Annotated in this window: 29 protein-coding genes and 1 tRNA gene; 25 read left to right on the top strand and 5 right to left on the bottom strand. The window is 74.5% G+C overall.

Going from position 1 to position 23,395, the window contains the following annotated elements:
* The first annotated feature begins 78 nt into the window (after positions 1-78).
* The 7 genes from F8274_RS07220 to F8274_RS07190 all read left to right on the top strand — a co-directional run bounded on the left by F8274_RS07220 (position 79) and on the right by F8274_RS07190 (position 6,300).
* Positions 79-1,293, top strand: coding sequence for an OFA family MFS transporter (locus F8274_RS07220; protein ID WP_225853642.1), 1,215 nt, complete (start codon positions 79-81; stop codon positions 1,291-1,293).
* Positions 1,294-1,353: 60 nt separating this feature from the next.
* Positions 1,354-1,449: transfer RNA gene (locus tag F8274_RS07215), tRNA-Sec, on the top strand.
* Between the two features lie 21 nt (positions 1,450-1,470).
* Positions 1,471-2,763, top strand: coding sequence for an L-seryl-tRNA(Sec) selenium transferase (gene selA, locus F8274_RS07210; RefSeq protein WP_151461503.1), 1,293 nt, complete (start codon positions 1,471-1,473; stop codon positions 2,761-2,763).
* 2 nt (positions 2,764-2,765) lie between these two features.
* On the top strand, positions 2,766-4,529 hold the full coding sequence (gene selB / locus F8274_RS07205; protein WP_151461502.1) for a selenocysteine-specific translation elongation factor: 1,764 nt from the start codon (positions 2,766-2,768) through the stop codon (positions 4,527-4,529).
* A gap of 44 nt (positions 4,530-4,573) precedes the next feature.
* Positions 4,574-4,771 carry a hypothetical protein gene (locus tag F8274_RS07200; RefSeq protein WP_091258094.1) on the top strand — a complete coding sequence of 66 codons (198 nt, stop codon included), beginning with the start codon at positions 4,574-4,576 and terminating at the stop codon, positions 4,769-4,771.
* Positions 4,771-6,048: a hemolysin family protein gene (locus F8274_RS07195; RefSeq protein WP_151461501.1), complete on the top strand. Its 1,278-nt coding sequence runs from the start codon at positions 4,771-4,773 to the stop codon at positions 6,046-6,048. The genes F8274_RS07200 and F8274_RS07195 overlap by 1 nt, the downstream gene beginning before the upstream one ends.
* A 66-nt stretch (positions 6,049-6,114) precedes the next feature.
* A complete protein-coding gene (locus F8274_RS07190; protein WP_151461500.1) occupies positions 6,115-6,300 on the top strand; it encodes a hypothetical protein in 186 nt (61 codons plus the stop codon).
* Positions 6,301-6,312: 12 nt separating this feature from the next.
* Here the strand turns inward: F8274_RS07190 and F8274_RS07185 are convergent, their stop codons facing one another.
* The gene (locus tag F8274_RS07185; RefSeq protein WP_151461499.1) at positions 6,313-6,966 is read right to left on the bottom strand and encodes a hypothetical protein; all 654 of its coding nucleotides are present in this window, start codon (positions 6,964-6,966) and stop codon (positions 6,313-6,315) included.
* Between the two features lie 127 nt (positions 6,967-7,093).
* Here F8274_RS07185 and F8274_RS07180 point away from each other — a divergent pair, with 127 nt between their 5' ends.
* Positions 7,094-7,312, top strand: a complete 219-nt coding sequence (locus F8274_RS07180) for a hypothetical protein (RefSeq protein ID WP_151461498.1) — start codon at positions 7,094-7,096, stop codon at positions 7,310-7,312.
* A gap of 1 nt (position 7,313) precedes the next feature.
* Here the strand turns inward: F8274_RS07180 and F8274_RS07175 are convergent, their stop codons facing one another.
* The 3 genes from F8274_RS07175 to F8274_RS07165 form a co-directional block, all read right to left on the bottom strand.
* A complete protein-coding gene (locus tag F8274_RS07175) occupies positions 7,314-7,787 on the bottom strand; it encodes a hypothetical protein (protein ID WP_151461497.1) in 474 nt (157 codons plus the stop codon).
* Positions 7,784-7,993, bottom strand: coding sequence for a phosphatidylethanolamine-binding protein (locus tag F8274_RS07170; protein ID WP_091306867.1), 210 nt, complete (start codon positions 7,991-7,993; stop codon positions 7,784-7,786). The genes F8274_RS07175 and F8274_RS07170 overlap by 4 nt, the downstream gene beginning before the upstream one ends.
* A 64-nt stretch (positions 7,994-8,057) precedes the next feature.
* Positions 8,058-8,939 carry a universal stress protein gene (locus F8274_RS07165; protein ID WP_151461496.1) on the bottom strand — a complete coding sequence of 294 codons (882 nt, stop codon included), beginning with the start codon at positions 8,937-8,939 and terminating at the stop codon, positions 8,058-8,060.
* Between the two features lie 127 nt (positions 8,940-9,066).
* Here F8274_RS07165 and F8274_RS07160 point away from each other — a divergent pair, with 127 nt between their 5' ends.
* From F8274_RS07160 to F8274_RS07080, 17 genes are all read left to right on the top strand, one after another.
* Positions 9,067-9,813 carry an SAM-dependent methyltransferase gene (locus F8274_RS07160; protein ID WP_151461495.1) on the top strand — a complete coding sequence of 249 codons (747 nt, stop codon included), beginning with the start codon at positions 9,067-9,069 and terminating at the stop codon, positions 9,811-9,813.
* A gap of 118 nt (positions 9,814-9,931) precedes the next feature.
* Positions 9,932-11,122 carry a PP2C family protein-serine/threonine phosphatase gene (locus F8274_RS07155; RefSeq protein WP_151461494.1) on the top strand — a complete coding sequence of 397 codons (1,191 nt, stop codon included), beginning with the start codon at positions 9,932-9,934 and terminating at the stop codon, positions 11,120-11,122.
* A gap of 47 nt (positions 11,123-11,169) precedes the next feature.
* Positions 11,170-11,640 (top strand): MarR family transcriptional regulator, encoded by a 471-nt coding sequence (locus F8274_RS07150; RefSeq protein WP_151461493.1) that lies wholly within the window; start codon positions 11,170-11,172, stop codon positions 11,638-11,640.
* A gap of 306 nt (positions 11,641-11,946) precedes the next feature.
* Positions 11,947-12,588, top strand: a complete 642-nt coding sequence (locus F8274_RS07145; protein WP_151461492.1) for a CDP-alcohol phosphatidyltransferase family protein — start codon at positions 11,947-11,949, stop codon at positions 12,586-12,588.
* Entirely contained in the window at positions 12,585-13,529 is a 945-nt protein-coding gene (locus tag F8274_RS07140; protein WP_151461491.1) for a DUF881 domain-containing protein, read from the top strand. Before F8274_RS07145 ends, F8274_RS07140 begins: the two co-directional genes overlap by 4 nt.
* Positions 13,526-13,858, top strand: coding sequence for a small basic family protein (locus tag F8274_RS07135; RefSeq protein ID WP_007071104.1), 333 nt, complete (start codon positions 13,526-13,528; stop codon positions 13,856-13,858). Before F8274_RS07140 ends, F8274_RS07135 begins: the two co-directional genes overlap by 4 nt.
* Before the next feature lie 10 nt (positions 13,859-13,868).
* Positions 13,869-14,831, top strand: a complete 963-nt coding sequence (locus tag F8274_RS07130) for a DUF881 domain-containing protein (protein ID WP_151461490.1) — start codon at positions 13,869-13,871, stop codon at positions 14,829-14,831.
* Between the two features lie 55 nt (positions 14,832-14,886).
* Complete coding sequence (gcvH, locus tag F8274_RS07125; protein ID WP_151461489.1) at positions 14,887-15,267, top strand: glycine cleavage system protein GcvH; 381 nt, start codon at positions 14,887-14,889, stop codon at positions 15,265-15,267.
* Between the two features lie 218 nt (positions 15,268-15,485).
* On the top strand, positions 15,486-15,938 hold the full coding sequence (locus F8274_RS07120) for an FHA domain-containing protein (protein ID WP_007071101.1): 453 nt from the start codon (positions 15,486-15,488) through the stop codon (positions 15,936-15,938).
* Complete coding sequence (locus F8274_RS07115) at positions 15,935-16,702, top strand: MerR family transcriptional regulator (protein WP_192579739.1); 768 nt, start codon at positions 15,935-15,937, stop codon at positions 16,700-16,702. Before F8274_RS07120 ends, F8274_RS07115 begins: the two co-directional genes overlap by 4 nt.
* A 212-nt stretch (positions 16,703-16,914) precedes the next feature.
* The gene (locus tag F8274_RS07110) at positions 16,915-17,379 is read left to right on the top strand and encodes a bifunctional nuclease family protein (RefSeq protein ID WP_091258060.1); all 465 of its coding nucleotides are present in this window, start codon (positions 16,915-16,917) and stop codon (positions 17,377-17,379) included.
* Between the two features lie 209 nt (positions 17,380-17,588).
* The gene (locus tag F8274_RS07105; protein WP_151461487.1) at positions 17,589-18,167 is read left to right on the top strand and encodes a MerR family transcriptional regulator; all 579 of its coding nucleotides are present in this window, start codon (positions 17,589-17,591) and stop codon (positions 18,165-18,167) included.
* Between the two features lie 467 nt (positions 18,168-18,634).
* Positions 18,635-19,024, top strand: a complete 390-nt coding sequence (locus tag F8274_RS07100) for a group 1 truncated hemoglobin (RefSeq protein ID WP_151461486.1) — start codon at positions 18,635-18,637, stop codon at positions 19,022-19,024.
* Positions 19,025-19,026: 2 nt separating this feature from the next.
* Positions 19,027-20,193, top strand: a complete 1,167-nt coding sequence (locus F8274_RS32440) for a globin domain-containing protein (RefSeq protein ID WP_151461485.1) — start codon at positions 19,027-19,029, stop codon at positions 20,191-20,193.
* A 55-nt stretch (positions 20,194-20,248) separates the two neighbouring features.
* The gene (locus F8274_RS07090) at positions 20,249-20,929 is read left to right on the top strand and encodes a cell division protein DivIVA (RefSeq protein WP_151461484.1); all 681 of its coding nucleotides are present in this window, start codon (positions 20,249-20,251) and stop codon (positions 20,927-20,929) included.
* Positions 20,930-21,091: 162 nt separating this feature from the next.
* Positions 21,092-21,499: a YciI family protein gene (locus tag F8274_RS07085; RefSeq protein WP_151461483.1), complete on the top strand. Its 408-nt coding sequence runs from the start codon at positions 21,092-21,094 to the stop codon at positions 21,497-21,499.
* Between the two features lie 6 nt (positions 21,500-21,505).
* Positions 21,506-22,651 carry an RNA polymerase sigma factor gene (locus tag F8274_RS07080; RefSeq protein WP_151461482.1) on the top strand — a complete coding sequence of 382 codons (1,146 nt, stop codon included), beginning with the start codon at positions 21,506-21,508 and terminating at the stop codon, positions 22,649-22,651.
* 8 nt (positions 22,652-22,659) lie between these two features.
* Here F8274_RS07080 and F8274_RS07075 read toward each other — a convergent pair whose 3' ends face one another.
* Positions 22,660-23,313, bottom strand: a complete 654-nt coding sequence (locus tag F8274_RS07075) for an NAD(P)H-binding protein (protein WP_151461481.1) — start codon at positions 23,311-23,313, stop codon at positions 22,660-22,662.
* Between the last annotated feature and the right edge of the window lie 82 nt (positions 23,314-23,395).

The raw sequence follows: 23,395 nt of genomic DNA, 5'->3' as shown, positions 1-23,395 counted from the left end.
CTCATGGCCACAACAGCCGCGAATCCGCGGGGGAATCCAGCACCGACGCGAGGCCGCTGGGGCCTTGTCGTCGCTGCCGTGCTCGTCCAGCTTGCGTTGGGCGCCGTCTACGCCTGGAGCGTGTTCAACAAGCCGCTGCAGGACGAGTTCGGGTGGAGCAAGGCCGAGGTGGTGCTGCCGTTCGAGGTGGCGATCGGGACCATCTTCATCGGCAGCCTGGTGGGCGGGCGCATCCAGGACCGGCGCGGGCCCCGGGCGGTGGCGCTGGGCGGCGGGATCCTCTACGCCGTCGGGACCATGCTGGCGTCGCTGGTGTCGTCGAGCGACCAGCTGTGGCTGCTGCTGCTCACCTACGGCGTGCTGGGCGGCATCGGGCTCGGCGCCGCGTACATCACGCCGATCGCCATGCTCAGCAAGTGGTTCCCCGATCGGCGCGGGCTGATCACCGGGATCGCCGTCGCCGGCTTCGGCTTCGGCGCGGTGGTCACCGCGCCGGTGGCGAAGGCGCTGCTGGCCGGGACCGACCACAAGACCAGCGTCTTCCTGCCGCTGGGCATCGCCTATCTGGTCGCGGTGCTGCTGGGGGCGTCGTTCTTCCGCGACCCGCCGGCCGGTTACCAGGTGCCGGGCTTCACGCCCGCGGTCGGCGGCCGGGCCGTCGCGGGCACCAAGGTCTACACCTTCGGCGAGGCGCTGCGCACCCGGCAGTGGTACCTGCTCACGCTGATCCTCACGCTCAACGTGACCTGCGGTATCGCGCTGATCTCCCAGGCCGCGGACGCGGCGCAGGCGGTGGCCGGTGTCGGCGCCGCGACCGCCGCCGGCCTGGTCGGCATCCTCGGCCTGTTCAACGGTGGCGGGCGGGTGCTCTGGGCGTGGCTGTCCGACCGGATCGGCCGGATGACGGCGTTCATCGGCATGCTCGCGCTGCAGGGCGTCTGCTTCCTGATCCTGCCGCACGCCTCCGCGTTCTGGCTGTTCGCGGTCCTCGCCGCCCTGGTCTACCTGGCCTACGGCGGTGGCTTCGGCACCATGCCGGCCACCGCCGCCGACTACTTCGGCACGCCGAACGCCGGCGCCATCTACGGGGCGATGATCGTGGCGTGGAGCATCGGGGGAGTGGTGGGTCCGCTGCTCACGGCGCTGCTCTACGACGCCAGCGGCAAGAGCTACACCCTGCCCTTCACGGTCATCGGCATCCTCGCCTTCGTCGCGCTGGTGCTTCCGCCGGTCACCCGCCTGCCCACCACCCCCGGCGAGCCACGACCCCACTTCCAGACGCCGGGGCCCTGATCCGGTGCGCTTCCCGCCCTCGCCGGGCGGCCGGAGATCACATGTGGTTAGGTGCTGGGTGGAGGCGTTCAGGCGGCTGGTGCCCCTCCCGGTCTTCAAAACCGGAGTGGTCCGGGACCCGGGCCAGGCGGGTTCGATTCCCGTCCGTCTCCGCCAAGCTGTCCCCTGGGAGACCCGATGCGTGACGTCGACCCGCGGCGGCGGGTGCCGCGCACCGACGCGCTGCTCGCCGACCCGGCGCTGGCCGCCGCGGCCGGCACGCTCGGCCGCGACCGGGTCAAGGCCGCGATCGTCCGGGCGCAGCGGCGGGCCCGCGCGGGCGAGCTCACCCCCGAGCAGGTACGCGACGCCGCGTTGGCCGACCTGCCCGCGCCGGCACCCCGGGCGGTGCTCAACGCCACCGGCGTCGTCCTGCACACCAACCTGGGCCGGGCCCCGCTGGCGGCCGCCGCCGTCGACGCCCTGGTGGCCGCCGCCGGGCACACCGACGTGGAACTGGACCTGCGCACCGGGCGGCGGGCCCGGCGCGGCCGCGAGGCGCTCGACGCGCTCGCCGCCGCCGTGCCCGACGCCGCGGCCGTGCACGTCGTCAACAACGGCGCGGCCGCCCTGGTGCTGGCCGCCACCGCGCTCGCCGCGGACCGGGAGATCGTGGTCAGCCGCGGCGAACTCGTCGAGATCGGCGACGGGTTCCGCCTGCCCGACCTGCTGGAGAGCACCGGCGCCCGGCTGCGCGAGGTGGGCACCACCAACCGCACCGCCCTCGCCGACTACGCCGCCGCCGTCGGCCCGCGCACCGGCTTCGTGCTCAAGGTGCACCCGTCGAACTTCCGGGTCACCGGCTTCACCTCGGCCGTGCCGGTCGGCGACCTGGCCACCCTCGGCGTGCCGGTGGTCGCCGACATCGGCTCCGGGCTGCTCGCCCCCGACCCGCTGCTGCCCGACGAGCCGGACGCCGCGACCACCCTGCGCGCCGGCGCGCACCTGGTCACCGCCAGCGGCGACAAGCTGCTCGGTGGGCCGCAGGCCGGCCTGCTGCTCGGCGCGGCGGACCTCGTCGAGCGGCTGCGCCGGCACCCCCTCGCCCGGGCGCTGCGGGTCGACAAGCTGACCCTGGCCGCGCTCGCCGCCACCCTGCACGCGCCGACCAACCCGACCCGGGAGGCCCTGCACGCCGAGCCGGGCGCGCTGCGCGCCCGCACCGAGCGGCTCCGCGACCGGCTCGGCGAGGACGGCTGCAAGGCCGAGGTGGTGCCCAGCGCGGCGGTGGTCGGCGGTGGCGGCGCCCCCGGGGTCGAACTCGACTCGTGGGCGCTGAGCCTGCCCGAGCGGTACGCCGAGCCGCTGCGCGGCGGCGCGCCGCCGATCCTCGGCCGGGTGCTGCACGGCCGGCTCCTGCTCGACCTGCGCTGCGTGCCCGCCACCGCGGACCCGGACGTGCGGGCGGCGATCCTGCGGGTCGGGGCCTGACCGTGTGGGTGGTGGCCACCGCCGGGCACGTCGACCACGGCAAGTCCACGCTGGTCCGGGCGCTGACCGGGATGGAACCCGACCGGTGGGCGGAGGAACGCCGCCGCGGCATGACCATCGACCTCGGTTTCGCCTGGACCACCCTGCCCTCCGGCGGCACCGTCGCGTTCGTCGACGTGCCCGGGCACGAGCGGTTCGTGCCGAACATGCTGGCCGGCGTCGGGCCGGTTCCGGCCGCCCTGATCGTGGTCGGCGCCGACGAGGGCTGGATGCCGCAGTCCGCCGAGCACCTGGCCGCGCTGGACGCGCTCGGGGTGTCGTACGGGCTGCTGGCGGTGACCCGCGCCGACCTGGCCGACCCCGGCCCGGCGCTGGCCCGGGCCCGCGCGGAGATCGCCGCGACCTCGCTCGGCGAGGTGGAGGCCGTGCCGGTCAGCGCGGTCACCGGCGCCGGCCTACCCGAGCTGCGGGCCGCGCTGGACCGGCTGGTCGCCCGCCTGCCCGACCCGGCCCGTGACGCCCCGGTGCGGCTCTGGGTGGACCGCTCGTTCACCGTCCGGGGCAGCGGCACGGTGGTCACCGGCACCCTCGGCGGCGGCCGGCTGCGCGTGGGCGACACCCTCGAACTCGCCGCCAGCGGGGAACCGGTGCGGGTACGCGGCCTGCACGCGCTGAACACCGCCCACGCCCAGGTGGACGCGGTGGCCCGGGTGGCGGTGAACCTGCGCGGGCTGGCTCGCGACCGGGTGGCCCGCGGCGACGCCCTGCTCAGCCCGGGCCGGTTCCGGGCCACCGACCTGCTCGACGTCCGCCTCGCCGGTGATCCGGCCGCCGACCTGCCGCCCACCCTCACCCTGCACGTCGGCTCGGCCGCGGTGCCCGCCCGGGTGCGGCCGCTCGGCCCGGACACCGTCCGGCTCCGGTTGGCCCGCCCGCTGCCGCTGCTGATCGGCGACCGGGCGCTGCTGCGCGACCCGGGCCGGCACCACGTGAGCGGCGGGGTGACCGTGCTGGACGTGGACCCGCCGCCGCTGCGCCGCCGGGGCGCGGCCGCCGCCCGCGCCACCGTGCTGGCCGGGCTGGACGGCCGGCCCGACCCGGCCGGGGAGCTGCGCCGGCGGCGGCTGGTCCGCGCCGGTGACCTGACCCGGATGGGCGTGCCGGCCGGCGCGGCCCCGGTCGCCGGGGACTGGCTGGCCGATCCGGACCACTGGCGGGAGCTGGGCCGCCGACTCGCCGAGGAGGTCGCCCGGTACGCCCGCGAGCAACCCCTGGCGGCCGGCGTGCCGGTCGACGTGCTGCGGCACCGCCTCGACCTGCCCGACCGGGCGCTGGTGGAGGCGCTGCTGCGCCCGCCGCTGCGGCTGCGCGCCGGCCGGGTCACCGCCGCCACCGGCGACGCGCTGCCCGAACCGGTGGCCCGGGCGGTGGCCCGGGTCCGCGCCGAGTACGGCGACCGCCCGTTCCAGGCCCCCGAGGCGCACCGCCTGGCCGACCTCGGCCTCGGCCCCCGCGAGATCGGGGCGGCCGTGCGTGCGGGCGCCCTGCTGAAGCTCGCCGACAACGTGGTGCTGCTGCCCGGCGCCCTGGACGACGCGGTGCGGGTGCTCGCCGGGCTGCCGCAGCCGTTCACGCTCAGCGCGGCCCGGCAGGCGCTGGACACCACCCGCCGCGTGGCGGTGCCGCTGCTGGAACTGCTCGACCGGCGGGGTGCCACGCGGCGGCTGCCCGACGACGCCCGCGAGGTGGTCCACCCGGGCGGGTGAGCCAAGCGGCACCGGCGGCCCGCCCGGTCACCTACGGTGACGCCATGGACCCCTCCGCGGTCTGGCGGGACAGGAACCACCGGTGGCGCATCGAGGCGTACCGGGCACCGGACCTGCGGTTCGCCATCTTCGCCACGAACGGCACGACCGAGTCGGCGCCGCTGTGGCTGTTCGGGATGGGCGCGCTGGCCCGGTGGCTGATGACCCATGCCATCTCCCTGGACGACCTGGAGACCGACTGATGGCCGGCCAGCTGGTGCTGGTGCTGGTCCTGGTGCTGGTCAACGCGGCGCTGTCCGGCAGCGAGATGGCCATCGTGACGCTGCGCGAGGCGCAGCTGCGGCGGCTGGGCCGGACCGGGCGCAGCGGGGCGCGGCTGACCCGGCTGGCCCGGGAGCCGAACCGCTACCTGGCCACCATCCAGCTCGGCATCACCCTGGCCGGGTTCCTGGCCTCGGCGGCCGCGGCGGTGTCGCTGGCGGAGCCGCTGGTCGGCCCGCTGGGCTTCCTCGGCCGGGCCGCCAACCCGGTGGCCGTGGTGCTGGTGACGATGGTGCTGACCTTCGTGACGCTGGTCGTCGGCGAGCTGGCCCCGAAGCGGCTGGCCATGCAGTCGGCGGAACGCTGGGCGCTGCTCAGCGCGGCGCCGCTGGACGTGCTCGCCCGGGTGTCCCGCCCGGCCGTGTGGCTGCTCAGCCGGGCCACCGACCTGCTGGTCCGGCTGGCCGGCGGCGACCCCCGGGCCAACCGGCAGGAGGTGACCGAGGAGGAGTTGCGGGAGATGCTGGTCAGCCAGCGCGGGCTGTCCGCGCAGCAGCGGGAGATCCTGTCCGGGGCGTTCGACATCGCCGGCCGTACCCTGCGGGAGATCCTGGTGCCGCGCCGCGAGGTGACGATGCTGCCGGCCGAGCTGACGGCCGTGGAGGCCATGCGCCGGCTGGCCGCCACCGGCCGTTCCCGGGCGCCGGTGACCGGCCCGGGCGGCCTGGACGACGTGCGCGGGGTGGTGCACATCCGCGACCTGGTCGACGGCGACGGCGCCCTGGTCGGTGAGCGGGCCCGGCCGCCGGTGCTGCTGCCCGGCACGCTGCCGGTCGCCGACGCCATGCGGCAGCTGCGCCAGCGCCACGAGCAGCTCGCCCTGGTCATCGACGAGTTCGGCGGGGTCGACGGCCTGGTCACCATGGAGGACCTGCTCGAGGAGGTGGTCGGCGAACTGTACGACGAGACCGACCGGGACGTGCACCAGGCGGTCCGGGAGCCCGACGGCGCGCTGCTGCTCCCCGGCGACTTCCCGCTGCACGACCTGCCCGACGCCGGCGTGCAGGTGACGTTTCCGCTGACCCGCGAGTACACCACGGTCGCCGGGCTGGTCCTGGCCGGCCTGGGCCACCTGCCGGCCGGTCCGGGGGAGCGGTTCCGGCTGCCCGGGCTCACCGTCGAGGTGGTCGAGGTGTCCGACCGGACCATCCGCCGGGTGCGCCTGCGCGGCCCGGCCGCCGGCTGCCGGTCGGAGTGACCCGACCGGGGGACAAGCACGCGAAACGGACCTTCCGCGGCGCCGGACCGCCGTACCGTCCGGAATGTGAAGGACCGAGGACTGCGGACGTTCATCACCGTGCTCGCCGGGCTGGCCGTGATCTATTTCGGCGCCACCGGGCACCGCAGCAGCGGTGAGGAGGGCGGGGGCATCTCCGGCGGCGTGGTGCTGCTGGCCCTGCTCGCCTCGGCGCTCGCCTGGAACCTGACCAAGCCGGGGCCCGCCAAGTGAGGCCCGGCCGGCTCAGCGGGCCGCCGCGGTCCGGCTGATCTCGCCGGCCGACTCCTCGCCGAGCGCCACCCGCACCAACGCCGATGCCAGCCGCCCGAAGTCGGCCTCGCCGACCAGCCCGGCCAGGCCGCCGGGGTTCGCCGGGAGGCCCAGCCGGCGGGCGCCGGCCAGGGTCCGCCGGTCGGCGTACGGGCGCACGTCCGGCCAGACGGCCTGCGCCTCGCGGAGGAAGATGTCCGCCCCGGTCGGGCCGATGCCGGGGAACTCGGTGAGCAGCCGGCGCAGCACGGTCCGGTCGCCGTCGGCCTCCTTGTGCATCCGGCGCAGGTCCCCGTGCCACCGGTCCAGGCAGAGCCGCGCTCCGGTGCCGAGCATGGTGGCCGTCCGCTCGTCGTAACGGCGGTAGTGGCCCCGGCCGAGCGCGTCGACGCGGTCCTGCCAGCTCGCCGCCTCCATGGCCTGGGGAGTGCGCCAGCCGGCGGCGAAGAGTTCCCGCGCGGCGGCGATGGCCACGCACGCCCGGATCCGGGTGCTCAGCAGCGTGGTGAGCACCAGCAGCTGGTAGAGCGGGCCCGGCCGGTCGGCGAGACCGATCCCCGCCTCCTCCGCGTAGGTGCGGGACTGCCGGTCCAGCAGTGCCCGCGCCACCGTCCGATCGTCTGGCATCCCTCGGTGATACCCGCCGGGCGCCGGACCAGACGCCCGTGGCCGGGCCGGAATGCGCCTCCCGGCGGCGGGTACCCAGATCAGGTGCGCGGCCGACGCCGTGCGCCGCCACCGGAAGGAGAGACCTGTGGTCAAGCCGCAGCAGGAGGAACTGCGCCGCAACGACAAGGGCGCGACCAGCCAGGACAGCCGGGAACTGATTCCCCAGGCCGGGAGCAAGGGACCGCACGGCAAGGGCGGCAGCTCGAACGCGGACGTCGGACGGCCGGTCCCGAAGGGACAGGTGTCGCCGTACGGCCCGGCGGGCCAGCCGGTGGCCGAGGACGAAAGCGACCGGCGGGGCTGACTCAGCCCCGCCGCGACGGCGGCCGCAGCCTGCGCCAGGTGGCTGCGGCCGCCGCTCCGTATGCCAGGTGCGGCACCAGGTCGGACAGCCAGTCGGCCTTGCCCCAGGTCCGCGGGTCGCTGATGCGCAGCGCCGCGATGGAGCCGTCGGAGGTGGCCATCACGCCGCCGCCGAGCAGGCCGACAGCCACCGGCAGGGGGATCCTGCGGCGGGCGGCCAGGAGCCCGAACAGCGCGCCGGCGGCGACCCCGGTGCCGTAGCCGATCACCGCTCCGAGGCCGGAGCGGCGGTTCGGCGCCTTCGCCTCGGGTCCGAGGTGCACGTGCGCCGCGTCGGCCAGCTTGCCGGCGGTCTGTTCCGGGGTGCTGCTCGCCGGGCGCCCCCGCACCGCCATGTCCAGGTAGGTCACGACGTTCAACACGGTGGTGCCGACGGCGCCCGCGATGGCGCCGTCGACCACGGGAGCGGCCCTCACTTCGGGTCGCCCGGTTCGCGCTCTCCCTTGGGCCCGAACGTCCGTTCGCCCCGCACCACGCCCCGCTGGCCGCGGTCGTCCTGGAGGATCCGGTTCGCGACCTGATTCGCCTCCTGGTCGGCCGCCCGCCCGGACTGCTCGATCAGATCGCGCAGCCGCGCCCGTTCCTTGTCGTACGCGTTGCTGCCCGGCCGTGGTCCTGGCATCGCTGCCTCCTCCGGTCGCTGTGGCTGACCGTACGGTCTACCCGCCGTGGCCGGGGCCAACCGTTCAGCCGGGGGCGCGGACCACGGCCACCGGGCAGTCGGCGCGGTGCAGCACCCCCTGGCTCACCGAGCCGAGCAGCAGGCCGGTCAGCTCGCCCCGGCCGCGCCGGCCCACGACCACCAGTTGGGCCTCGCGGGACGCCTCGACGAGCGCGGCGACCGGCCGGGCGTGCACCACGGCCCGGGTGACCGGCACCTCCGGCCGGCGTTCGGCCAGCCCGGTGAGCGACTCGGCCAGCACCTGGTTCTCCTCGTCGCGCAGGTCGCTCTCCTCGTACACCAGGGGTTGCATGTCGCCGGGGCCGGTGGAGGCCGGGTGGGTGTAGGCGTGCACGGTGTGCAGCCGGGTGCCCCGGATCGCGGCCTCCTCGGCGGCGAAGTCCACGGCGGCGTGGGACAGCGTGGACCCGTCCACCCCGACCACCACCGGACCGGTGGCCCGGGCCGTGCCGCGGGCGACCAGCACCGGGCAGTCGGCGTACGAGGCGACCTGGATCGCGACCGACCCGACCACCAGGGCGGCGAAACCGCCCAGGCCGCGATCGCCCAGCACGATCATCGCGGCGGTCGGTGACTCGCCGAGCAGCACGGCGGCGGCCTCCCCGTCGATGATCTCGCCGGAGACCCGCAGCCCGGGCGCGGCCGACTCGGCCTCGGCGACCGCGGCGGCGACCAGCTCCTCGGCCTGGTGCCGCAGGCCGCCGCCGGGTGGTCCCTCGGGCGGCGCCGACACGGGTACGCGCAGCAGCGGCCAGATGAATCCGTGCACCACCCGCAGCGGCCGCTGTCGCCGGGCCGCCTCCCGCGCCGCCAGGCGCACGGCGGTGCGCGCCGGCTCCGAACCGTCCACGCCGACCACCACGGCCGCGCCGTTCGCCGAGTTCACGCCGTACCTCCTCGCCGTCGGCGCCCGCGGCCAGTATCGCGGCCGGCGGCCCGTCGCCGAGGCGATACCGCCCGAGCCGACCCGTGGGTACGCTGGCGACCGTCGCCGGAGAAGGGGAGCCTCGTCGATGGCCGAGCCCGACCAGCCGAGCACCGCCCGCATGATCGACTACTGGCTCGGCGGCGAGCACCACTACCCGGTCGACGTGGCCGCGGCCGGCGCCTTCGAGGGCGCGTACGGGCCGTGCGCGGAGATCTTCCGGTCGCTGCGCGCCTTCCTCGGCCGGGCGGTCCGGTCGATCGCCGACGCCGGGGTGGACAACTTCCTGGTCTTCGGGGCGGGCGTGCCCACGCGGGGCAACGTGCACGAGGTGGCGCCGGACGCCACCGTGCTCTACACCGACGTCGACCCGGTGACGGTCCGGCTGGGCCAGCGCCTGCTCGCCAACAGCGACCGCGCCGGCTACGGCTACGGCGACGCCACCGACATCGGCACCGTCGACCCGGCCCAGCTGCACCGGTTCGTGCCGGGGTGGGGGAGGAGGCCGGTCGGGGTGGTCTTCCTCGGGCTGGCCGCGTTCCTCGACGACGACACCCTCGCCCGCACCCTCGACGAGTTGTACGAGGCGGTCGCGCCGGGCAGCTTCCTGGCCATCGACTTCGACAGCGAGGAACTCGCCGCGTACCCGGAGGCGCTGGCCATGATGGGCCCGGCGTTCCGGATGCGGGCGCCGGCGCGCTTCGCGCCGCTGCTGGGCCGCTGGCAGCCGACGGCGGACGGCATCGTGCCGGTGGCGCGCTGGCGGCCGGCCGGCGAACCGGAGCAGGTGCCGGACGCCTTCTACGGCGCGCTGGCCACCCGACCGGCCGGCTGACGGGCGCCGTCCCCCCGCCATCGGCACGCGGCGCAGGTCGGAGGCGGGGCGTACCGGTGCCGGGGGCCTCCGTATGATGCTTGCCCTACAGCAATAGTCGTCATCGGAGGATGTGAGCATGCCGGACGCGTCCGGAGCGGTGTCGCGCGCCCTGCGCGCCGCACCCCCCGACCAGTTGGCGGAGGCCGCCGACGCGGCGATCCGCCGGGTGCTCGACGCGTCGCGTACCGAGGTGCTCGTCGCGGACTACCGGTTCACCGGGCTCTGGCCCGTGCTGGACCCGGAGCTGCCCGAGGGCGGGTTCCTCGACTGCCAGGGCGTCGCGCAGCGCTGCTTCAGCAGCCAGCAGCCGGTGCTGGACACCGGCGACAGCGGCCGGTGCCGGGCCTACCTGCCGCTGTCGGCGTGGGGGGAGCGGCTCGGCGTGCTGATGGTCGAGCTGCCGGCCGCGCCGGACGCGGCGACGGTGGCGGCGGCCCGGGACGCCGCGGGCGACCTGGCGGTGGCGCTGCGGGCGGCCGACCGGGAGACCGACCGCTACCGCCGCGCGCGCCGCCGGGAGCGGCTCACCATGGCCGCCGAGATGCAGTGGGACCTGCTGCCCGGGCGCAGCGTCACCCACGGCGACTTCGTGCTGGCCGGGCAGCTCGAACCGGCGTACACGGTGGGCGGCGACCACTTCGACTGGTCGGTCGACGGCGACCGGCTCACCGTCACGGTGCTCAACGGCGCCGGCAACGGGCTGGCCGCCTCGCTGCTCACCGCGGTGACGGTCAACGCGATGCGCAACGCGCGACGCTCCGGCGGCAGCCTGGTGGAGCAGGCCGAGCTGGCCTCGGACACCATCTTCTACCAGCACCGGGGGAGCCGGCACGTGGCCACGCTGCTGCTGGAGCTGGACAACCGCCGGGGCGTGGTACGGGCCGTGGACGCGGGCTCGCCGCACGTGCTGCGGCTGCGCGGCGGGACGGTCACCCCGATCACCCTGGAGCAGCAACTGCCGCTGGGCATGTTCGCCGAGACCCGCTACGACGTGCAGGAGTTCGCCGTGGAGCCGGGGGACCGGCTCTTCGTCGTCAGCGACGGGGTCTACGCGGCCGAGCCGGCCGGCCGGGAGCCGTACGGGGACCGGGCCATGGCGCGCGCCATGCGGTCCACTCGGTTGCAGCCGGCGACCGAGGCAGTTGGTACGGTGATGCGCGAACTGCACGCGCACCACGCCGACGCGGATCTCCGCGACGACGCGGTCGTCGTCTGCCTGGACTGGCGCGGTTCCCGCCCGCCGGACGGCGACGTCGGCGTGCGGTGACGGACCGGCGGGGCGAACACGAGCGCGACGATCGCAGGGGACACCGGGTGGAGCGACCTCCGAATCTTGCCGCGGCCATCGATGCGGCGGCCGAGGCGCTCGTCGGTGTGCTCGACTCCGCCACCTCGCGGCACGCCGTCAGCGTCTCGCCGACCCAGTTGCGGGTGCTGTCGCTGATCATGGCGCACCCGCGCACCAACGTGAACCGGCTGGCCGAGCTGCTCGACGTGGTGCCCTCGTCGGCGAGCCGGCTCTGTGACCGGCTGGAGGCCGTCGGGCTGCTGCGCCGGGTGGCCGACCCCCGCGACCGGCGCGAGGTGCGTCTGGTCCCCACCGCCGCGGCCGAGACCCTGCTGGGCGAGCTGACGGACCGGCGGCACCGGGCGGTCCAGGCGGTGCTGGACCGCATGCCCCACCGGGTGCAGCACGAGCTGCTGCTGGCGCTTGTCGCGTTCGGCCAGGCCGCGTCGACGAACGCACCGCAGGCCGCAGCCGACTCCACCGCCCGCACCGCCTGACCCGACCGGCTCACGCCGCGCGCTCCCGGCATTCAGCTAGTATCCTAGGATGCCTTAGCGGTGGTGTGGCGCCGCACACACCGCGAACCTGAGTACCGGCGCAGCGCAGGGCCCGGGGCGGGACGGGGGAGCCCGATATAGTGGCAGCGCAACTGGGCGGCCCATGATCGACGCGATCCTGGGCCGCAAGGGGGAGGTCCCAGCCCGGGATCGCAGAGGGCGCCGGCGTCTGACCGGCCGGCAACGCGCACGTTCCCGCGGCGGCCGTTCACTCGGCCGCCGGACCGTGCTGCGAAGGGAGGTTCGGTGTCGCGTCGGCCGGCTCCATCGGAGCACCCGGCTACCGGCGGTGCGGCGGAGGTCGTGGGGGACCGTGTCCTCACCCTGCCGAACCTGATCAGCTTCGTCCGGCTCGTCGGTGTGCCGCTCTTCCTCTACCTGTTCCTGGTGGTCAAGGCCGACGTGGCCGCCATCGTGGTGCTGGCCATCGGCGGCACCAGCGACTGGGTGGACGGCTGGATCGCCCGCCGCCTCCACCAGGTCAGCCGGTTGGGCGAGCTGCTGGACCCGCTCGCCGACCGGCTCTACATCCTGGCCACCCTGCTGGCGTTCACCGCCCGTGAGGTGGTGCCGTGGCAGTTCACCGGGGCGCTGCTGGCCCGCGAGCTGCTGCTGCTCGGCTCGCTGGGCGTGCTGCGCCGCTACGGCTACGGCCCACCGCCGGTGCACTACGTGGGCAAGACCGCCACGTTCCTCCTGCTGGCCGCGTTCCCGATCCTGCTGCTGGCCTCCGCCGCCGAGAGCGTCGCCGTTGCGGCGGGCGCCATCGGGTGGGGGCTGGCCTGGTGGGGCCTGGTGCTCTACTGGGTGGCCGGCGCGATGTACGTGGTGCAGGCCAGCCGCCTGGTCCGGGCGATGCGGGCGCGCCGCGCGGGAGCGGCCGCATGACGGCGGCGGCGCCGGGGGACCGGGACCGCGACCCGTCGGCGCGGGTGTACGCGCCGGACTTCCTCACCGACCTGTTCCGCAACCCGCTCGACCCCGGTTACCGGGATGCGGCGGTCCGGCGCGCCACGGCGCCGCCGTCGCGGCTGCGGCGGGTGCTCGCCCGGCCGGTGAGCGTGGTGGTGCTGTTGGTGATCGGGTTCCTGTTCGCGGTGGCGTACCGGGAGACGGTCGCGGAGGAGCCGGGCCGGGCGAAGGCGCGGGCCGGCCTGATCGCCGAGATCAAGCAGCGCGAGGCGGAGACGGACCGGTTGACCGCGCGGGCGGATGAGCTGCGCGAGGAGGTCGGCCGGCAGCGGGACGCGGCGTTGAGCGGGTCGCAGGCGTCCCGGCTGCGCACCCTGGAGGCGGGCACCGGCCTGGGCCGGGTGCGCGGTGACGGCGTGGTGGTGCGCCTGGTGGACGCGCCGAGGGACAAGGACGCGGTGACCGGGGCGGAGGCGGGGCCGTCGCAGGTGCTCTACTCCGACCTGCAGAAGGTGGCGAACGCGCTGTGGGCGGCGGGCGCGGAGGCGGTGGCGATCAACGGGCAGCGGTTGACGGCCACGTCGACGATCCGCCAGGCCGGTGAGGCGATCCTGGTGGACTACCGGCCGGTGACGAGCCCGTACGTGGTGACGGCGATCGGGCCGGGGTCGATGCGGGACCGGTTCGAGGACAGCCGGGCGGCGGACCTGATGCGTGACGTGCAGCGGACGACGGGCCTGTCGTTCGGGGTGAAGGACGCGGACGACCTCACCCTGCCGGCGGCTCCGCAGCCGCGGCTACGCTACGCCGAGCCTTCGGTGAGTCCGAGCCCGTCGGGTTCGGGTGTCGCCGGTTCGACCAGTCCCGGGCCGTCCGGCTCGGGTTCCTCTCCTCGCCCCTCCGGAGGTGGCCGATGATCGCGGTGCTGGCGTTGCTCGCCGGTGTGGTGCTCGGGGTGTATCTGGATCCCACGGTGCCCGCGGCGTTGCAGCCGTACCTGCCGATCGCCGTGGTGGCGGCGCTCGACGCGGTGTTCGGTGGGGTGCGGGCGAAGCTGGACCGGATCTTCGACGACAAGCAGTTCGTGGTGTCGTTCATCTCGAACGTGCTGGTGGCGGGTCTGATCGTCTACCTGGGTGACCAGTTGGGGGTGGGTGGTCAGTTGTCCACCGGTGTGGTGGTCGTCCTCGGGGTGCGCATCTTCGGAAACGTGGCGGCGATCCGCCGGCACCTGTTCCGGGCGTAGGTTTGTGGCGATGAGCGAGGAGCACAGGGAGACGGGCACGGGTTGGCCGCAGCCGGCGGAGCCGGCGCGGCCGTCGGGTCCGGCCGGTGAGCCGGATCCGCGCCCGGACGCGCCCGATCCGGACGAGTTGAGCCCGTTGGCGCCGGCCGGGCCGGTGGAGCCGGCCGAGCAGGAGGACGTGCCGTCGCCGGCGGAGGAGCCGGGGGCTGCCGCGGAGGAGCCGGGGGCTGCCGCGGAGGAGCCGGGGGCGGCCGAGGCGAAGCCGGTGCCGGTGTCGCGGCGGTTGACGTCGGCGGGCGCGATGATCGCGGTGCTGCTGGCGTTGCTGGGGTTCACGCTGGTGGTGCAGTTGAAGACGACGTCGACGGATCCGACTCTCGCGGCGACGCGGGAGGAGGACCTGGTCCGGATCTCGTCGGATCTGGATTCGCGGGAGCGGCGGCTTCGGCAGGACATCGAGGCGCTGGAGGAGAGCCAGCGGCAGTTGCGGTCGGGTGAGCAGGGCCGGCAGGCGGCGCTGGAGGAGGCGACGCGGCGGGCGGACGAGCTGGGCATCCTGGCGGGCTCGTTGCCGGCGGTGGGGCCGGGTCTGTCGGTGCGGTTCGAGGGTCCGGACAAGGCGGTCTCGGCGGTGCGGATCCTGGACGCGGTGCAGGAGTTGCGGGGCGCCGGCGCGGAAGCGATGCAGATCGTGGGCTCGGACGGGGCGGCGGTGCGGATCATCGCGTCGACGTATTTCGTGGACGGGCCGGCCGGTGGCCTGGTGGTGGACGGGCGGCGGTTGAGCGGCCCGTACGTGATCTTGGTGATCGGTGATCCGCCGACGCTGCGTACGGCGTTGAACATTCCCGGCGGGGTGGTCGCATCGGTGGAGGAGGACGGCGGTAACGTGACGCCGGAGGACAGTGAGGCTGTGGAGGTTTCGCAGCTGCACGCGCCGATCAAGCTGGAACACGCCCGGCCGGTTTCCTGACCGGTCGCGGCCGCGCCGGTTTCCCCCGGTGCACCGATGACGAAGGACGCAGCTGGTGATTCCTGAGGATCTGCGGTACACCGCCGAGCACGAGTGGGTGGCCGGTGGGGGCGGCGGCGCCGTCCGGATCGGCATCACGCACTTCGCGCAGGACGCCCTGGGTGACATCGTGTTCGTCCAGTTGCCGGACGAGGGCGCGGTGGTGGCGGCGGGTGAGTCGCTGGGTGAGATCGAGTCGACGAAGAGCGTGTCGGAGATCTACGCGCCGTTGAGCGGCACGGTGGCGGCGCGCAACGAGGCGTTGGCCGACACCCCTGAGGTGATCAACACGGATCCGTACGGTGCGGGGTGGTTGGTGGAGATCACTCCGGATGATCCGGCGGCGGTCGAGGGTTTGCTGACCGCTGGTGCGTACCGCGAGCTCACCGAGAGCTGAGTTCGTGCGTTCCGGGCGGCGGGCTCGTGTCCGCGCGTCCGGTTGCCCTGTTTTTCGGCGCTGGCTAGGCTCGCCCAGTTGACCGAGAACCAATAGTTTGAGCGTTGCGGAATGCGCCTTCCCGGCACCGGGGAGCCAGCCGCCGGGTGTGTGTCCGCCCGGCGGCCAGACCCGCCATTGCCCGACGCCGACCGAAACAGATCCGTGAGGTGGTCCCCATGACGCGCCCAGACGACGAGTTCCCCCCGCTCGACGTCACTTCGACGCTCAATCTCGGTTCGCTCGACGAAGTGCTGGAGGGCCCGGACACCGATGTGGTGCCGAGCCGCATGTCCGGTTCGTTGCCGCCCGGGATGGCGTTGCTGGTGGTTCGCCGGGGTCCGAACGCGGGCGCCCGGTTCCTGTTGGACCACGATGTGACGACGAGCGGCCGGCACCCGGACAGTGACATCTTCCTCGACGACGTGACGGTGTCGCGGCGGCACGCCGAGTTCCACCGGGACGGTGGCACGTTCACGGTGCGGGACGTGGGCAGCCTGAACGGCACCTACGTGAACCGGGAGCGGGTCGAGGCGGCGACGCTGAGCAACGGCGACGAGGTGCAGATCGGCAAGTTCCGGGTGGTGTTCATCGCCGGTCCGCGTCCGGAGGAGGAGGCCGGCCGGGGGTGAACGGGCCTGCGGCTTCGACGTCGCCCGAGGCGGCGGACGGTTCGCCGCGCTCGTCCGCGACGCCGCTGATGAGCATCGGCGAGGTGCTGGCGCAGTTGCGGGTGGAGTTCCCGGACGTCACGATCTCGAAGTTGCGGTTCCTGGAGGCCGAGGGCCTGGTGGAGCCGCAGCGGACGCCGGCGGGTTACCGGAAGTTCAGCTGGGACGATGTGGCGCGGTTGCGGTTCGTGCTGACCGCGCAGCGGGATCAGTACCTGCCGTTGCGGGTGATCCGGGACCAGTTGGCGGAGTGGGACTCGTCGGGTGCGGGGCGGCAGCGGCCGAATCTGGTGGCGGTGGGCCCCGGTGGTGAGGTGCCGGGCCGGGAGGCGGCGGAGCCGGCCGAGTCGCCGGAGGTGCGGCTGGGCCGGGCGGAGCTGATTTCCCGCAGCGGGGTCGACGAGTCGACGTTGGCCGAGTTGGAGCGGCTCGGTGTGCTGGTGCCGGATCCGCCCGGCTGGTACGACGCGGACGCGTTGATCATCGCGCAGGCGGTGGCGGGTCTGGCGGCGTACGGGTTGGAGCCGCGGCACCTGCGGGGGTACCGGACGGCGGCGGATCGGGAGGTCGGTCTGTTCGCGCAGTTGGTGGCCCCGTTGGCGCGGCAGTCGGATCCGGCGGCGCGGGCGCGGGCGGCGGAGACGGCGCGGGAGTTGGTGGCGTTGTCGCAGCAGTTGCACGCGGCGTTGGTGCGGGTGGGGCTGCGGTCGACGTTGGGTCGGTGAGGTGGTGGGGCCGGGTGTCGTGGGGGCGCCCGGCCTCTGCCGTGGGTGGGCGCGGAAAGATCGGTGCCGGGAAGCGTGTCGTAGGCTTGCCGGGGTAACCCGTTGCGGCGAGGCGTGGTGCACGTAGCGGATGGGACTCCCGTGTCGCGGTCCGTGTACCGTGCAGGGAAGGGCGCGGTGCGGGCGTAGGTGACAACGACACGGAGGCGGCGGTGCGCGAGCTGAGCGTGGTCGGAGTTCGGGTGGAGCTGCCCAGCAACCAGCCGATCGTCCTGCTGCGGGAGGTCGAGGGGGACCGCTATCTGCCGATCTGGATCGGCGCGGTCGAGGCGACGGCGATCGCCTACGAGCAGCAGGGTGTGAAGCCGGCGCGGCCGTTGACGCATGATCTGCTGCGGGACGTGCTGGCGGCGTTGAAGGCGCCGTTGCACGCGGTGGAGATCACCGAGTTGAAGGAGAACGTCTTCTACGCCGATCTGTTGATCGGTGACGGCGTTCGGGTGTCGGCGCGGCCGAGCGATTCCATCGCGTTGGCGTTGCGGGTGGGCGCTCCGATTCGTTGTGCCGAGCAGGTCCTCTCCGAGGCGGGGATCGTGATCCCCGACGAGCAGGAGGACGAGGTGGAGAAGTTCCGGGAGTTCCTGGAGCAGGTGCGTCCGGAGGATTTCGCGGGCTGAGGTGGCCGGCCGGTGGGCCGGTGTCGGCGCGGCGGCGGTTGTCACGGTGGGTGACGGATCGCCGCCGTCAGTGATCTTCCGGGTGGCGGTGCGGCGTGTCGCGGTGGCTCCTGCGGGGTAACTCCCGGTGTCGGGGCTAGGGTTGCGGTATCCAGGGGTGCGCGCACGGGGAGACCGCGTGGCACCGCACGGGCGGGGAGGTTGTCCGGATGCACGAGCCGCGAGATCCTGGTCCGACTACGGAACAGCAGCCCGACCCGGTCGTTGACGGTGAGGTGGGCTACCGGGGTGTGACCGCGTGTCACGCGGTGGGCATCAGTTACCGGCAGCTGGACTACTGGGCCCGGACGGGTCTGGTGGTGCCGAGCGTGCGGGACGCCTCGGGGTCGGGGACGTCCCGGTTGTACTCCTTCCGCGACCTGGTGGTGTTGAAGGTCGTGAAGCGGTTGTTGGACGCCGGGGTGTCGTTGCAGAACATCCGGAAGGCCATCGACGCGTTGCGGTCGCGTGGGGTCGAGGACCTGGCGGGCATCACGTTGATCTCGGACGGGACGACGGTGTACGAGTGCCGGTCGCCGGAGGAGGTCGTGGACCTGTTGCAGGGCGGCCAGGGCGTGTTCGGCATCGCGATCGGTGGCGCGTTCAAGGAGATCCAGGGTTCGCTGTCGCATCTGCCGGCGGAGCCGGTGGGTGGGCAGCCGGAGCCGGCCGCCCAGCCGGTGGAGGCGGAGTCCGAGTCGGTGGGTGACGAGTTGGCGGCGCGGCGTGCGCGTCGTCGGGCGGGCTGAGCGGCCCGTCACGGTTCCTCGGGGCCGCGCCACGCCCAAACGGGCACGGCGTGGTCCCCTTTTTTGATCACAGCGCGTGTGGTGGGGCCGGCGGAGTGGCGCCGGCCCGCCGGTCCGGCGGCCGTCGCCGGGTGGGGCCGACGTGACGTGCGGAAACAACGTCCGGGTGGGTCGCCGCCGGTTGCTGTCCGAAAGGGACAGTTGAGGGTGCCGGGTGCCGGTGGCATCCACCCAGCGTGTCGGTGTGCTCGCGTCGCGCGAACGATCCGCCGGGTTCGCTGACTGTCCGTGATCGACGGATGTCGGGAATCGGATAGGGCAGGGCTGAACCGTTTCGGCGGGCACGCTATGGTCCGACACGGTCGCTTGCGCGTGACCGTTCGGTGGAGCCGGTGCGACGCGCGCGGGCTGCCGGTTGCCCCTCCGCGGCGCTGGTCGCGTTGCCCCCCTCCCGGAAGGAACCACCCATGACGGTGACCGAAGAGACCACCCCGATCTCCCACTACGAGCGCATCGGCGGCGCCGCCGCCGTGAAGGCCGCGGTGGAGCTGTTCTACGACAAGGTGCTGGCCGACCCGGACCTGGCCGGCTACTTCACCGACGTGAACATGCCCGAGCAGCGGCGGCACCTGGCGTTGATGCTCGCCGTGGTGCTCGGCGGCCCGAACGAGTACGCGGGTCGGGGCCTGTCCGAGGCGCACCAGCCGCTGAACATCCCGGTGGCGCACTACGTGAAGGTCGGCGAGCACCTGACCGCGACGCTGGTCGAGCTGGGGGTGCCGGCCGACGTGATCGCCGACGTGCACGTCGTGCTGGGTCAGGTCCAGGACCAGGTCGTGTCGTCGGGGAACGCCTGAGCGTGGACGCAGGGCGGCTCAAGCAGAGCTGGTCCCTGGTCGCCGCGCACGGCGACCAGGTGCCGCTCTACTTCTATTCGACGCTGTTCCTGGCGCACCCGGAGACCCGGCAGATGTTCCCCACGAACATGGCCGGGCAGCGGGACCGCCTGGTGAACGCGCTGGGGCACATCGTGTCCCACGTGGACCAGGTGGACCAGCTCGTCGGGTTCCTCCAGGACCTCGGCGCGGATCACCGCAAGTTCGCGGTGCGCGCCGAGCACTATCCCGCGGTCGGTGAGGCGCTGCTGGCGACGCTGCGGCACTTCTCCGGCGAGGCGTGGACCGACGAGCTGGCCGCCGACTGGGCGGCCGCGTACGGGTTGGTCGCGCAGGTGATGATGGACGCCGCGCAGGCGGCGGAGGCGAAGTCCCCGCCGTGGTGGGTGGCGGAGATCCTCGGGCACGAGCGGCGCACGTTCGACGTGGCGGTGCTGACGCTGCGGCCGCAGTACCTGCTGCAGTTCGCCCCGGGCCAGTCGATCGGGGTGTCCCACCCGGCGGTGCGCTCGTGGCGGTACTACTCGCCGGCGAACGCGCCCCGCCCCGACGGGACGCTGGAGCTGCACGTGCGGGCCGCGCCGGGTGGCGCGGTGTCGTCGCGGCTGGTGTACGGGTGTGCGGTGGGCGACCAGGTGCACCTGGCGGCGCCGGTCGGTGACCGGTTGACGTTGTGGCAGGCCGGGTCGTCGGATCTGCTGCTGCTGGCCGGTGGCACCGGCTGGGCGCCGGTGAAGGCCCTGCTGGAGCAGGTCGCCGCGGAGGGCGTGGGCCGCCGGGTGGACCTGTACGTGGGGGCCCGGTCCCGGTTGGAGTTCTACGACAGCGAGGCGATCGACAAGTTCGCCGCGTCGTACCCGTGGCTGCGGGTGACGTACGTGGCGGGTTCGGACCCGCGGCGGCCGGGCGAGTTCGTGCAGGTGGCCGACCAGGTCCTGGCCGACGGCGACTGGCGGTCCCGGCACGTGTACGTGTGCGGCTCCGACGAGATGGTGAGCCATTCGGTGGCGGCGCTGACCGGCGCCGGCTACCAGCCGGGTCAGCTGCACCACGAGGGTTTCGGCAAGCACTGGTACGGGCCGGCCTTCCGGACCGCGACGACCCCTGACGATTCCGGAGGTGCCCGGTGAGCGCGAGGAGTGAGCCGGTGTTGCGAGCCCCGCAGTCGCGAACGGAGGTGACCCGGTGAGCGCGACCCCGATCAGCAGGTACGAGGGTCAGGTGACCGGTGGCGCGGCGCAGGTGCGTCTCAGCGCCGACCGGGTGCGCCGGTGGGAGTTCGGGTCGGCGTCGTTCACCCGCCGCGGCTACGACCACGCCGACGTGGACCGGTTCCGGATGCAGGTGGCCGACGAGCTGGACCTGCTGGCGGCGCAGCTGGCGCATCTGCGGGCGGAGAACGAGCGGCTCAACGACCACCTGGAGCTGCACCGGCACGGGGTGATCCCGAGCGCCGACAACGCGGCGGCGGCCCCCGCGGCGAAGGAGGTGAACCTGCTGTCGGCGGCGCAGCGGGAGGCCGAGCAGATCATCGCGCAGGCCCACGACTACGCCCGCCGGGTCGCCGAGTACGCCCGGATGCAGTACGAGAGCTACATGCAGGCCGCGGCGCAGGAGGCCAAGCAGGAGGCGGAGCGGGCGGTGACGGAGTACCGCAGCAGCGCCGGGGTGAACTTCGACGACTCGGTGGCCACCCGGGAGGCGCTGCGGATCTTCGGCGAGATGATGATCTCGCACATGCAGGCGGCGGCCCGGCACCTCGACGACGGCAGCGAGCAGCTGTCGCGGACGATGGACCGGATCGCCCGGGAGGTGCCCGCGGTCGCCGGTGGGCAGCAGGTGGCGCTGCCCCGCCACCAGCGCTGAGCGGCGGCCCGGCCCACCGGGGTCACCCCGGTGGGCCGGGCCCGCGGCGCCCGGGAAGATTTCCCCGCAGAAATCTCGCGGTGGCATGTCGAGAACGGCGGTGCGGCTCCGTCCCCGAAGCGAACACGGCAACAATGGCCGTACCGCACCGAGGAGAACATGATGGCCAAGTACCTGCTGCTCAAGCACTACCGGGGCGCGCCGGCGGCGGTCAACGACGTGCCGATGGACCAGTGGACGCCGGAGGAGGTCTCGGCCCACGTGCGGTACATGCAGGACTTCGCCGCCCGGCTCGAGGGCACCGGCGAGTTCGTCGACGGTCAGGCGCTGTCCCCGGAGGGCACGTTCGTCCGCTACGACGGCGAGGGGCGCCCGCCGGTCACCGACGGGCCGTTCGCGGAGACCAAGGACCTCATCGCCGGCTGGATGGTGATCGACGTCGACACCTACGACCGGGCGATCGAGCTGGCCGGGGAGCTGTCCGCGGCCCCGGGTGCGGGTGGAAAGCCGATCCACGAGTGGCTCGAGGTGCGCCCGTTCCTGGGCGAGGCCCCGACGATCACGGAGTGACGGACGGTGGATGAGGCTCTGCTGCGGGCTCTCACCCCCACCGTGATCGGGATCCTCGTCCGCCGCGGAGCCGACTTCGCGGCGGCCGAGGACGCCGTCCAGGACGCCCTGGTGGAGGCCGTGCGGGTGTGGCCGGACGACCCGCCGCGCGACCCCCAGGGGTGGCTGGTCACGGCGGCGTGGCGGAAGTTCCTCGACGCGGCCCGCGCCGACGCCTCCCGGCGGCACCGGGAGGCGCGCGTCGAGGGCGAGCCGCCGCCGGGCCCGGGCGAGGCGGTCGACGACACGCTCCAGCTGTATTTCCTGTGCGCGCACCCGTCCCTCACGCCGGCGTCGGCGGTCGCGCTCACGCTGCGCGCGGTGGGCGGCCTGACCACGCGTCAGATCGCGCGCGCCTACCTGGTGCCGGAGGCGACCATGGCGCAGCGGATCAGCCGCGCCAAGCGGACCGTCTCGGGTGTGCGGCTCGACCAGCCCGGTGACGTCGCCACGGTGCTGCGCGTGCTCTACCTGGTGTTCAACGAGGGCTACTCCGGTGACGTGGACCTCGCCGGTGAGGCGATCCGGCTCACCCGCGAGCTGGCGGCCAGGATCGACCACGAGGAGGTCGCGGGCCTGCTCGCGCTCATGCTGCTGCACCACGCCCGGCGGGCGGCGCGGACCGGCCCGGACGGCCGGCTCGTGCCGCTCGCCGAGCAGGACCGCGGCCGGTGGGACACCCGGCTGATCGCCGAGGGTGTCGACGTGCTGCAGGCGGCGCTCGCCCGCGACCGGCTGGGGGAGTTCCAGGCCCAGGCCGCCATCGCGGCGCTGCACGCCGACGCACCGACGGTCGAGGAGACCGACTGGGTGCAGATCGTCGAGTGGTACGACGAGCTGGTGGGCCTCACCGGCAGCCCGGTGGCCCGCCTCAACCGGGCCGTGGCGGTCGGCGAGGCCGACGGCCCACGCGCCGGCCTGGCGGCGCTGGCGGCGCTCGACCCGGCGCTGCCGCGCCACGCCGCGGTCGCGGCGTACCTGCACGAGCGCGACGGCGACCCGGTGACCGCGGCGCGGCTCTACGCCGAGGCGGCCCGGTCGGCGCCCAGCCTCGGTGAACGCGACCATCTCACTCGGCAGGCCGCGCGGCTCAACGCGCGGCTGCGCGGGTGAGCGGCACCTCAGGTGGCGGCGCGGACCGCCTCGTCGATCGGGGTCTCCCCGCCGACCAGTTCCAGGGTGAGCCCGACGCCGTGCGGGGCGGACAGCAGGGCGAGCAGGACGCGGGCGGTGTCGGCGCGGGTGACCGGCCCGGGGTCGGCGTGCCGGGCCAGGGTGATCCGGCCGACCGGCGCGTCGTCGGTGAGCCGGCCGGGGCGCAGCACGGTCACGTCGAGGTCCCGGCCGGTGACGTCGTCCTCGGCGGCCTTCTTCGCCCGCAGGTACGCCGCCCACACCTCGTCGGTGCCCGCCCTCGGGGGCCGGTCCACGCCCATCGAGGAGACCAGCAGGTAGCGGCGGACCCCGGCGCGTTGCGCGGCGTCGGCGAGCAGCACGGCGGCGGCCCGGTCGACGGTGTCCTTGCGGGCCGCGCCGCTGCCGGGGCCGGCGCCGGCGGCGAAGACCACCGCGTCGGCGCCGGCCAGGTGCCCGGCGACGGTGTCGACGTCGCTGTGTTCCAGGTCGCAGACCACCGGTTCGGCGCCGGCCGCGCGCAGCGCGGCCTCGTGCCCGGGGTTGCGGATCAACCCGACGGCCGTGTCGCCGCGGCCGGCGAGTTCCCGCTCCAGCAGCTTGGCGATCTTCCCGTGACCTCCGGCGATGACGACGCGCATGCCCTCAACCTAGTCCCGCGACCGCACCCGCACCGGGTGAGCGGTGGGCCCGGGTTCGCCGGAGGCGGGGCGGGCGAGGCAG

The sequence above is a fragment of the Micromonospora sp. AMSO31t genome (assembly GCF_008868175.1).
GTDB lineage: Bacteria > Actinomycetota > Actinomycetes > Mycobacteriales > Micromonosporaceae > Micromonospora.
This window is presented reverse-complemented; position numbering and strand designations above follow the sequence as displayed.